The sequence below is a fragment of the Pectobacterium aroidearum genome (genome assembly GCF_041228105.1).
GTDB classification, from domain to species: Bacteria; Pseudomonadota; Gammaproteobacteria; order Enterobacterales; family Enterobacteriaceae; genus Pectobacterium; species Pectobacterium aroidearum.
On record NZ_CP166097.1, the window covers coordinates 4,379,364 to 4,390,114 of the forward strand.

Here is a 10,751-nt window from a genome sequence, read left to right on the forward strand (position 1 = left end):
TACACGTAGCGATTATTGCTAAAAAGCTCATACTGCTGGCAGCTCAGCCAACGGCCAGCGTGGTCGAACGGATACACCCAGCGTCTGACTGGCACCATGCGCCAGACGTACACTGCCCGCATAGGCAATCATCGCGCCATTATCCGTACAGAATTCAGGACGCGCATAAAACACTTCGCCGCCACGTTTCGCCATCACGTCGCCTAAGCGCTGACGCAGCGTCCGGTTCGCACTTACGCCCCCCGCCATGATCAGCCGTTTAAAGCCTGTTTCATCCAACGCACGACGGCACTTAATAGCCAGCGTATCCACCACGGCATCTTCAAATGCGCGGGCAATGTCAGCACGCGTTTGATCGTCATCACCGTTGCTACGAATCGTATTGGCAGCAAACGTTTTTAGCCCGGAGAAGCTGAAATCCAGACCGGGGCGATCGGTCATTGGGCGCGGAAACGTAAAGCGCTGGGAATCTCCCGCCTGCGCCATTTTCGATAGCATCGGCCCACCGGGATAATCCAGCCCCAGCAGCTTCGCCGTTTTATCGAACGCTTCACCCGCCGCGTCATCAATCGACTCACCCAGCAAACGGTACTCACCAATGCCCGTCACGCTGATGAGCTGCGTATGCCCACCAGAAACCAGCAGTGCCACGAAGGGAAACGCCGGTGGATTATCTTCCAGCATCGGTGCCAGCAAATGCCCTTCCATATGATGCACAGGAATCGCCGGCACATCCCAGGCAAACGCCAGAGAGCGGCCGACAGTCGCCCCCACCAGTAACGCGCCGACCAAACCGGGGCCCGCAGTGTAAGCCACACCATCGATATCGCCAGCCTGCAACCCAGCTTCACGCAGCGCTGCCTGAATGAGCGGCACCGTTTTACGCACGTGATCGCGCGAGGCGAGCTCAGGCACAACGCCGCCGTAATCGGCATGTAATTTAACCTGGCTGTATAACTGATTGGCAAGCAAACCGGTTTCTGTGTCATAAATGGCCACACCGGTTTCATCACAGGATGTTTCGATACCCAATACGCGCATTGCTGTTCCTACTTTGATGACGATACAAGCGCTCGTTGAATGCCGCTTGCTTCAAACTGTGGATAGTCTACCATAAGCGCCCTGATTTCTGCGCTGGCCGTGGTTGGGTGTTTTATGATCACCACAATGCTTTACAAAGGCGTCACGTTTGCAGTAGAATTCCGCACCATTTTGAAAAGGCTGGCACAAGGCCAGCGGCAAACCGAATTTATTGAGGTGAGAGGCACATGCCGGTAATTAAAGTACGTGAAAACGAGCCGTTCGACGTAGCTCTGCGTCGCTTCAAACGTTCCTGTGAAAAAGCAGGCGTTCTGGCTGAAGTTCGTCGTCGTGAGTTTTATGAAAAACCAACGACCGAACGTAAGCGCGCTAAAGCTTCTGCAGTGAAACGTCACGCGAAGAAATTGGCTCGAGAAAACGCACGCCGCACTCGTCTGTATTAATTTTCAGGAGGGTTTCCCTCCAACGCGTGATTAATCCGCAGACTTAGCAGTTGCATACGAAGGCCGTGCTTTCCGTAAGGAAGCGCGGCTTGTTGTCGTTTATAAGCTATATCCAATGTAACCACCTTACAGAAAGATATACATCAGGGGCTTATGGCTGGACGAATCCCACGCGTATTTATTAATGACCTGCTGGCTCGTACCGACATCGTCGATCTCATTGACGCGCGTGTCAAACTGAAAAAGCAAGGCAAAAACTACCATGCGTGCTGTCCGTTCCATCACGAAAAAACCCCCTCATTCACCGTAAACGGTGACAAGCAGTTCTACCACTGTTTTGGTTGTGGCGCCCACGGCAACGCCATTGACTTTTTGATGAATTACGATCGTCTCGAATTCGTTGAAACTATTGAAGAACTGGCCACCCAATACGGCCTCGAAGTGCCTTATGAAAGCGGCACTGGCCCAACCCAGTTAGAGCGTCACCAGCGGCAAAGTCTGTACGAATTGATGGGACAGCTCAGCGGGTTCTATCAACAAGCACTTAGCCAATCAGTCGGTACGCCAGCGTTGCAGTATCTGCAACAGCGCGGTTTAAGCGCAGAGGTTATCAGCCATTTTGCGATTGGCTTCGCCCCGCCCGGCTGGGATAACGTTTTAAAGCGCTTTGGCCGCAATAATGACGATCGCAGCACATTGAACGATGCCGGCATGCTGGTGACTAACGATCAGGGCCGAACGTATGACCGCTTCCGCGAACGTGTGATGTTCCCCATCCGCGACAAACGGGGGCGAGTGATTGCCTTCGGCGGACGAGTATTAGGCGATGGTACGCCAAAGTACCTGAACTCGCCGGAAACAGAGATTTTTCATAAAGGTCGCCAGCTGTACGGCCTGTATGAAGCGCAGCAAAGCCATGCGGAGCTAAAACGACTTTTGGTTGTTGAAGGCTACATGGATGTGGTGGCATTGGCGCAGTTTGGTATTGATTATGCAGTAGCGTCGCTGGGCACTTCCACGACTGCCGATCACATTCAGTTACTATTTCGCGCCACCGATCTGGTGGTGTGTTGTTACGACGGGGACCGTGCAGGACGCGAAGCGGCATGGCGCGCGCTGGAAACTGCGCTACCCTATTTGAACGATGGTCGTCAGTTACGCTTTATGTTCCTGCCGGACGGTGAAGATCCCGACACGCTGGTACGTAAAGAAGGCAAAGCCGTCTTTGAACAGCGCATGGAACAAGCCTTGCCGCTGTCGCAGTTTCTGTTTGAGACGCTGCAACAGCAGGTGGATATGAGTTCACCCGATGGCCGTACCAAGCTCAGCACGCTGGCGCTGCCGCTGATAGGTCAGGTTCCGGGAGAAACGCTGCGGCTGTATTTGCGCCAGCAGCTCGGCAATAAGCTGGGTATTTTGGACGACAGCCAATTGGACAGGCTACTGCCAAAAGTGACAGAGCAGGCACAGCCTTATCAGCCGCCGCAACTAAAAGTCACAACTATGCGTATACTTATAGGACTTTTGGTACAAAACCCAAGGCTGGCAGCAGAGGTTCCTGACCTCGCGCTGGAAGGGATTGAAGAAGACAAAGTGGCTGGTTTATCGCTGTTTCAGGATTTGGTGAAAACCTGCAACGCCAGCCCTGGAATGAACATGGGTCTGCTGTTGGAAAAATATCGCGACAGCAAGTACCGCAAACAGCTTGAAACCATGGCTTCATGGAACCATATGATCGTAGAGGAAGAGCTCGACGAGAAGTTCAGAATCAGTCTGGCAGAGCTCTACGATCAGCTGTTGAAACAGCGACAAGAAACATTGATTGCCCGTGACCGAACGCACGGGCTCAGCGCCAAAGAAAAAAAAGAGCTTTGGTCGTTGCAACTGGCGTTGACCAGAAAACACTGATACAGAGGCTTAATTGCCGATAAATAGCAGGGTTGAGCCCTGCAAAGAGCCGCTACAGGGGCCGCGGCGATAAGAAAAATACCCCTAATGCTATTGTTAGCGAACTACGCTGACCGACACCAACCCAAATACTCTGAAGTGTGGATACCGTCTTATGGAGCAAAACCCGCAGTCACAGCTGAAGCTGCTTGTCACCCGTGGTAAGGAGCAAGGCTACCTGACCTATGCTGAGGTCAATGACCATCTGCCGGAAGATATCATCGACTCGGATCAGATCGAAGATATCATCCAGATGATTAACGACATGGGCATCCAGGTGATGGAAGAAGCACCGGATGCAGACGATCTGTTGCTGGCCGAAAACACCAATGATGCCGATGAAGATGCGGCAGAGGCTGCTGCGCAGGTTCTATCCAGCGTTGAATCGGAAATTGGTCGCACTACCGATCCGGTTCGCATGTACATGCGTGAAATGGGTACCGTTGAACTGTTGACGCGTGAAGGCGAGATCGATATCGCCAAGCGTATCGAAGACGGTATCAACCAGGTTCAGTGCTCTGTTGCCGAGTATCCTGAAGCCATCACTTACCTGCTGGAACAATACGATCGCGTTGAAGCGGGCGAAAGCCGCTTGTCCGACCTGATCACTGGTTTCGTCGATCCTAATGCGGAAGAGGACATTGCCCCTACCGCGACGCACGTTGGCTCCGAGCTTTCGAGCGAAGAAATGGATGATGACGACGAAGAATCCGAAGACGACGACGATTCTGAAGACGATAACAGCATCGATCCTGAACTGGCGCGTGAGAAGTTCACCGAGCTGCGTGATCAATATGAAACCACACGCAAGGTGATCAAAGAACACGGCCGCAGCCATGCGCTGGCAGTACAGGAAATCCTGAACCTGTCTGAAGTCTTCAAACAGTTCCGTCTGGTGCCGAAACAGTTCGATTTCCTGGTTAACAGCATGCGTTCCATGATGGATCGCGTCCGTACTCAGGAACGTTTGATCATCAAACTGTGCGTTGAACAATGCAAAATGCCGAAGAAAAACTTCGTCACCATGTTCACCGGCAACGAAACCAACAGCACCTGGTTTGCCGCAGCCGTCGCGATGGGCAAGCCTTGGTCTGAAAAGCTGAATGATGTTGAAGAAGACGTCACCCGCAGCCTGCAAAAACTGCAACAGATCGAAGAAGAAACCGGTCTGACGATCGAGCAGGTGAAAGACATCAACCGTCGTATGTCGATTGGTGAAGCAAAAGCACGTCGCGCCAAGAAAGAAATGGTGGAAGCCAACCTGCGTCTGGTTATTTCTATCGCGAAGAAATACACCAACCGTGGCTTGCAGTTCCTCGATCTGATTCAGGAAGGCAACATCGGTCTGATGAAAGCGGTAGATAAGTTTGAATATCGCCGTGGCTATAAATTCTCGACCTATGCAACCTGGTGGATCCGTCAGGCAATCACCCGTTCTATCGCCGATCAGGCGCGTACCATCCGTATTCCGGTACACATGATTGAGACGATCAACAAACTGAACCGTATCTCTCGTCAGATGTTGCAGGAAATGGGTCGCGAGCCGACGCCGGAAGAGCTGGCTGAGCGTATGCTGATGCCGGAAGACAAGATCCGTAAAGTGCTGAAGATCGCGAAAGAGCCGATTTCTATGGAAACCCCGATTGGTGATGATGAAGATTCACATCTGGGCGATTTCATTGAAGATACGACGCTGGAGCTGCCGCTGGATTCCGCAACGTCGGAAAGCCTGCGTTCTGCGACACATGACGTACTGGCTGGCCTGACCGCACGTGAAGCGAAAGTCCTGCGCATGCGTTTCGGTATCGATATGAACACCGACCATACGCTGGAAGAAGTGGGCAAACAGTTTGACGTTACACGTGAACGTATTCGTCAGATCGAAGCGAAAGCGCTGCGTAAACTGCGCCACCCAAGCCGTTCCGAAGTGCTGCGTAGCTTCCTGGATGATTAATTCATCCCTTAGCTAATCCACACGATAAATAGTCATATCCCAGATAACCCCGATCCGCCGGGGTTATTTTTTGCCTGTAGAACGCTCAGGTTGGATTTACGCCTTATCCTGCAACGCCTGATGCAGTTCCTGATATGAGGCCACCAGCGACTCCAGCGTCGCACGATTCAACCCGCTTGGGTTCGGCAGCACCCACACCTGTGTTTCGCCAATATTCAGCGACTGACGCCCCCATGAGACCTTTTTGATACCAAACGCCTGACTAAATGCCTGCTTCCCCAGCACAGCCAGCGCACGCGGCTGGTAGCGTTCCATCTTCTCAACAATCGCATTCCCGCCCTGCAGCAATTCATCCCGCCCCAGTTCGGTAGCTTCAACCGTAGGGCGATCCACCAGCATGGTGATGCCGCATCCGGTGTCAAGCAGATGCTGTTCTTCCGCGGGCGTTAGCAAACGTTCGGTAAAACCTGCCTGATGAATCACTTTCCAGAAGCGATTACTGGGGTTCGCGAAGTGGTAACCGTGATGGGCCGTCGACAACCCAGGGTTAATGCCGCAGAAAACCACCTGAAGATTCACGGCCAGAATATCGGTAATCATGTCTTTCCCTACTTACGTTGACTACAGACAATCGTAAATTCTGATAAGAATAACAACAAGCTATCTTGAGTATAAAACCATCACCCGGCAGATAGGCTATAGACCTCCCCCCGCACATTACCGTATAATCATCGCCCATTCGGCCCCTTAGCTCAGTGGTTAGAGCAGGCGACTCATAATCGCTTGGTCGCTGGTTCAAGTCCAGCAGGGGCCACCAAATTCAAGGAGTTGCGTTAATAGCGCAGCTCCTTTATTTTTGGGGATATTTTCAAACAGGGCGGATGGTTAGCCTCCTCTGTACAACGCCTTACCTCACCCAATGCTCACTAGCATCAAGATGCCTGACCCTCGATTGAGGTTTATCGACCTGAGTTAACCTGAATATTTTCATGAAGGATTTAACCGGAAATCGCGGACAGAAATACTGGGTTTTGACCCGTTCAGAACATTGAATAAAGCCGAATGAATTACGGGACGCTTGCTGTATGAATATAACAGCAGGCGTCCCGTGAATTTCTGAATAGGCTGGTATGGGAAAATACCAGCTGAAAAATCACTATCTCAAAAAGAGTGTGGGACTAAACAGGCGTCCCCACACGCTTAATGGTCAGCAGGCGCTGAGTCAAGTATCGATGGAACATGAATCGATGCCCACTTAGTGAAGTATTCTTGCAGCAGTATCGAAGCATATTCTGAAGTATGGCCTTCATCACGATATAACGGGAGGCCATCTCTAACATAAGAACATTTGCCATCCTTTCTATCGCAGAATACATCGTTCTGTTCAAAAACCAGCACACCGGGGTGAGTTTTATTAATAGCAACGAGCAGCGGACTGAAATCTTTCAGAATGGAACTTCGAACATCAGAAGAGATCACACAGTCCGTTGGATGCTGTTTAAGAGGCGATTTAAAGCAGGCCTTTGGATTAAAACCGGGTCTTATGTGCGGAGTAAAAACAATCACCTTCACGCCCTGACTTTCGAGGAAATCGATACGCTTAATCACCCTGGCAATATAATCGCTGGTTGGTTGTAGTGACAAACCGTCCAAGATAACAAATTTTATGGATGGTGTTCTCTTGATAATGTCATCAATAAACTCAGCCTGATCCGTTACCCTTGAACCGTAGCAAGGGCTTCGCGGGTCATCACCAGAGCTATCAAAACCCACCCCGCACGTTCCTATAGAAAGGATGGTCTGGTGCTTCAATTTTTCATTTTTAGCGAACCCAGGATAGAGCTGATTCGCGTAACTATTCCCCAAAAGAAGAATAGTTGGCGGCTTAGTTCCACTCTTCATGCAGAACCACCACGCCAAATTTTCCTGATCCTTATAAGGATATTGGGACAGGCAAATATCATTCTTTGTATAGGCCCATATTGGCCCCATAAACTGATACTGAACTTCTTTGGTAAAATCACTCGTTGTCACAGCCTTGCGTTCTGCAAATCCATCTTTATAAAAAACAGCAGAGCCAGATAAAAATAGTACAACACTTAAAAGAACCAACGTACCAACAAACTTATATCCCTTTGACTTTCTTATTTTTCCTTCAACAAATTTATACGTAAGCCAGGCCAATAAGATCGATAAAAAGACAGCGGCCAATCGCAAAAAACGATCCGGAGTCCCTCTCTCTACAATTCTCAAAAAGGTTAACAACGGCCAGTGCCATAGGTACAAAGGGAAACTGATTAAGCCAAACCACACTACAAGCTTGTTACTCAACAACACACGGTTGAATACCGCATTCGGGCCCGCAAAAATGATTAAAACTGCGCCTATTACGGGAATAAGAGCCCAAAAACCGGGAAAATACGCATCTTTATTGATGGATAAAAAGCCAAAACCCAATATCAAAAAACCCAATAATGACAAACTGTTTATCAAAGACTGATTTTTTTGAAACTTATCGACAAAACTCTTGTGATACAGAACGATAAACGCCAACAAGCTACCGAACAGCAACTCCCAGAAACGCGTCAATGGAGAGTAAAACGTCGCGACGCCATCACTCCTTATCATGTAAATATTCAGAACAAAGGAAGCCAAAATAAAACTAAGTAGCAATGCAATTCGGCGAAAATGCATTCGCCAAAAAAACCAACACAGCAAAGGCCAGAGAAAATAGAATTGCTCCTCTATACCTAAGCTCCATAAGTGCAGCAGCGGCTTAGTTTCTGCGGCATTATCAAAATAGCCAGACTCGCCCCACAGAACGAGGTTAGAAACGAACCCAACCCCTGCCATGGTATGTTTGCCTAATTGCTTATACTCATCAGCCAATAAAGCAAACCAGCCAAAGACAATAGAGACCGACAAAACGAGTAGCAAAGCAGGAAATATGCGCTTGATGCGACGCGCATAGAACTCGGAAAAGCTAAAGGTTCCCTTATCTAAATTCTCGAAAATAATCGTGGAAATCAAAAAACCGGAGATCACAAAAAAGATATCGACACCAATAAAGCCACCCTTCATCCAGGCAGGAAAGGCGTGGAAAGCCACAACAGATAGAACGGCAACAGCTCTTAATCCGTCAATATCGGGACGGTACTTTGGGTGTGAAAGATGGGGACTCAATGTTGTCATTGGAATGAATTCATGTTTGGCAAAATTTGTCAAAAAATTTTAGCCGGATAGAATGTAAAAAAATTATAAAAATTATACCTCCAGATGACCATCAGCAACAACTTTTACTCTATCCAACCATTACGTTAATCAATGATTTATATATTTTAGCAACCACCGGGCGCCCCTCGACAAACGCCATGCTTCGCTGTGTCTGCTGTTTTCTGATGTGCTGTTATCGCTTTCCTTTTTAGGGCGTTAGAGCAACGCCTTCACGTCTTAATGACCTGCGAACACACATCAATAAACGCACGCAGCTTAGGTTGGTTCCTTGCGGCTCTAGAGAAATAAAGAAAGAGGCCATCGTTTCCCGGCGAAAGATCGAGTAGCGCCGCTTCCAGCGTGCCGTTTGCCAGTTCACGTGAGGTATGGAAGGTGGATGAGTAAATCAGCCCGACGCCCCTCACCGCGAGGCTACGCATCAGCTCCCCATCATTTACGGTCACCGTGCCCGCCGGTTCAATTCTGACGCTCTCTTTATTTTCGATAAACTCCCACCGATAAATATCTCCCTTTTCAGGGCGGCGAAAGCGAATGCATTCGTGATGCACCAGATCGCGCGCGGCTTTCGGCTTTCCATGTTTCTTGAAATACGCCGGCGAGCCAAATACCGCCCACTTAAAGGGCGGGGAAAGCCGTATCGCAATCATATCCTGCTCGATGTATGAACCGATCATGATACCGGCGTCATAACCTTCAGAGACGAAGTTATCGTGACGATTACTCACCGTGATATCAACATGCAGATTCGGCCATGCCTGACGAAATGCAGGTATGAGAGGTTCAATGACATGGGGCAATGCTAAACGTTCGACGATCAGCTTCAGCGTCCCCGATGGTTTTTTTGCCGATTGGGCGACATCTTCAAAACCTGCAGCAATAGCCTGTGCTGCAGGCCCAATTCTCAGCAGTAGATCTTCCCCAGCTTCCGTCAATGCCATCTTGCGCGTCGTACGGTGGAAGAGCAGCGCGCCGAGACGATGCTCCAGTTTCTGAAGCGACAAACTCACGGATCCTGGCGTCTTACCCAGATCGAGCGCGGCTTTGCGAATGCTCAATCGTTTCGCTATAGCCAAAAACTCGGAGAGTCCATCAAAGCTATCGGATTGCCCCATCAGGGTTCCTCATCGTCATGCCATACAGAGATCGTGAAACGCATTTTACGACAATTTATCACGCTAATATGAAAATATTACATCGATTTTTTAAACAATGCGTCCCATTTTTACCGTCTGTTTTCAATTAGTTATCATGGATATAGTGGCGTCCATCACCACCTGCTGAAAGGAGTTTTGTATGTCACTAATAAAGCGCTGTGCTGGTCTTATCGCCACGATTGCGGTGTTTGCCGCCGCCTCCCCCGTTTTCGCCCAAGCCACTCTGAAAGAAGAGAAGGTATTAATCGTCGTCTCCAGTCTGGATAAAAAAACACCCGATCTTGTGGGCGGTTTCTGGTTTCCAGAACTGACTCATCCGGTCGAGGTTTTTGACAAAGCCGGGCTGGATTACGATATTGCGAGCCCCAAAGGTGGATTGCCTCCGTTTGACGGATTCGATCTCAAAGATCAGGCAAGTCTCGATTTCTGGACCAGCCCAGAGCACCGTAACAAGCTGGCCGACTCAATCCCACTCGCCAAGGTCGATCCTGCTAAGTACACCGCGATCCTGCTTGTTGGTGGGCACGGCCCGATGTGGGATTTCGTCAACAATCCGGAGCTGATTAACATCGTACGTACAACGTATGAGAGCAATGGTATTGTCAGTGCGGTCTGCCACGGTCCGGCAGGGCTGCTGAATGTGAAACTCAGCAATGGCGAGCTGTTGATTAAAGGCCGTCACCTGACCGGATTTACCGCAGAAGAAGAGGCCTTCCGCCATTACGACAAGATTGTTCCGTTTGAACTTGAAGCGGCGCTGAAAAAAGATGGCGCAACATTCGAAGAAGCCCCAATCTTCGAAAATAAAGTCGTCGTTGATGGTCGACTGATTACCGGACAGAACCCCGCATCCGCTAAAGCCCTCGGCGAAGCCGTCGTCAAAGCGCTGCAAGCGAAAGCGAAGTAACGTCATTCCGCCACGGCGTTAGGGGGAAAACCCTAATGCCGCGTCACCCGCAAGTCCCTATCTCACACGTG

The 10,751-nt window shown here is 49.8% G+C and carries 8 protein-coding genes and 1 tRNA gene; 5 read left to right on the forward strand and 4 right to left on the reverse strand.

Annotated elements, in window-relative coordinates; genetic code table 11:
* Window positions 1-27 precede the first annotated feature (27 nt).
* The gene (gene tsaD, locus AB8809_RS19730; RefSeq protein ID WP_349855325.1) at window positions 28-1,041 is read right to left on the reverse strand and encodes a tRNA (adenosine(37)-N6)-threonylcarbamoyltransferase complex transferase subunit TsaD; all 1,014 of its coding nucleotides are present in this window, start codon (window positions 1,039-1,041) and stop codon (window positions 28-30) included.
* A 227-nt stretch (window positions 1,042-1,268) separates the two neighbouring features.
* Here tsaD and rpsU point away from each other — a divergent pair, with 227 nt between their 5' ends.
* From rpsU to rpoD, 3 genes are all read left to right on the forward strand, one after another.
* On the forward strand, window positions 1,269-1,484 hold the full coding sequence (rpsU, locus tag AB8809_RS19735; protein WP_001144069.1) for a 30S ribosomal protein S21: 216 nt from the start codon (window positions 1,269-1,271) through the stop codon (window positions 1,482-1,484).
* 153 nt (window positions 1,485-1,637) lie between these two features.
* Window positions 1,638-3,392 carry a DNA primase gene (gene dnaG, locus AB8809_RS19740; protein WP_349855326.1) on the forward strand — a complete coding sequence of 585 codons (1,755 nt, stop codon included), beginning with the start codon at window positions 1,638-1,640 and terminating at the stop codon, window positions 3,390-3,392.
* Between the two features lie 154 nt (window positions 3,393-3,546).
* Window positions 3,547-5,385: an RNA polymerase sigma factor RpoD gene (gene rpoD / locus AB8809_RS19745; protein WP_012773255.1), complete on the forward strand. Its 1,839-nt coding sequence runs from the start codon at window positions 3,547-3,549 to the stop codon at window positions 5,383-5,385.
* A gap of 96 nt (window positions 5,386-5,481) precedes the next feature.
* Here the strand turns inward: rpoD and mug are convergent, their stop codons facing one another.
* A complete protein-coding gene (mug, locus tag AB8809_RS19750) occupies window positions 5,482-5,985 on the reverse strand; it encodes a G/U mismatch-specific DNA glycosylase (RefSeq protein ID WP_256599994.1) in 504 nt (167 codons plus the stop codon).
* A gap of 141 nt (window positions 5,986-6,126) precedes the next feature.
* On the opposite strand from mug, the gene AB8809_RS19755 reads away from it, so the two are divergent.
* Window positions 6,127-6,202: transfer RNA gene (locus AB8809_RS19755), tRNA-Ile, on the forward strand.
* Window positions 6,203-6,585: 383 nt separating this feature from the next.
* Here the strand turns inward: AB8809_RS19755 and AB8809_RS19760 are convergent.
* Window positions 6,586-8,577, reverse strand: coding sequence for an acyltransferase family protein (locus AB8809_RS19760; RefSeq protein WP_349855328.1), 1,992 nt, complete (start codon window positions 8,575-8,577; stop codon window positions 6,586-6,588).
* A 251-nt stretch (window positions 8,578-8,828) separates the two neighbouring features.
* Window positions 8,829-9,731, reverse strand: coding sequence for a LysR family transcriptional regulator (locus tag AB8809_RS19765; protein WP_342413260.1), 903 nt, complete (start codon window positions 9,729-9,731; stop codon window positions 8,829-8,831).
* 181 nt (window positions 9,732-9,912) lie between these two features.
* Here AB8809_RS19765 and AB8809_RS19770 point away from each other — a divergent pair, with 181 nt between their 5' ends.
* On the forward strand, window positions 9,913-10,680 hold the full coding sequence (locus AB8809_RS19770) for a type 1 glutamine amidotransferase domain-containing protein (protein WP_349855329.1): 768 nt from the start codon (window positions 9,913-9,915) through the stop codon (window positions 10,678-10,680).
* Window positions 10,681-10,751: the final 71 nt, after the last annotated feature.

Bases quoted from the DNA above. Each gene is read 5' to 3' on its own strand.
- tsaD (WP_349855325.1), bottom strand. From the start codon at position 1,041: ATGCGCGTATTGGGTATCGAAACATCCTGTGATGAAACCGGTGTGGCC.
- rpsU (WP_001144069.1), top strand. From the start codon at position 1,269: ATGCCGGTAATTAAAGTACGTGAAAACGAGCCGTTCGACGTAGCTCTG.
- dnaG (WP_349855326.1), top strand. From the start codon at position 1,638: ATGGCTGGACGAATCCCACGCGTATTTATTAATGACCTGCTGGCTCGT.
- rpoD (WP_012773255.1), top strand. From the start codon at position 3,547: ATGGAGCAAAACCCGCAGTCACAGCTGAAGCTGCTTGTCACCCGTGGT.
- mug (WP_256599994.1), bottom strand. From the start codon at position 5,985: ATGATTACCGATATTCTGGCCGTGAATCTTCAGGTGGTTTTCTGCGGC.
- AB8809_RS19760 (WP_349855328.1), bottom strand. From the start codon at position 8,577: ATGACAACATTGAGTCCCCATCTTTCACACCCAAAGTACCGTCCCGAT.
- AB8809_RS19765 (WP_342413260.1), bottom strand. From the start codon at position 9,731: ATGGGGCAATCCGATAGCTTTGATGGACTCTCCGAGTTTTTGGCTATA.
- AB8809_RS19770 (WP_349855329.1), top strand. From the start codon at position 9,913: ATGTCACTAATAAAGCGCTGTGCTGGTCTTATCGCCACGATTGCGGTG.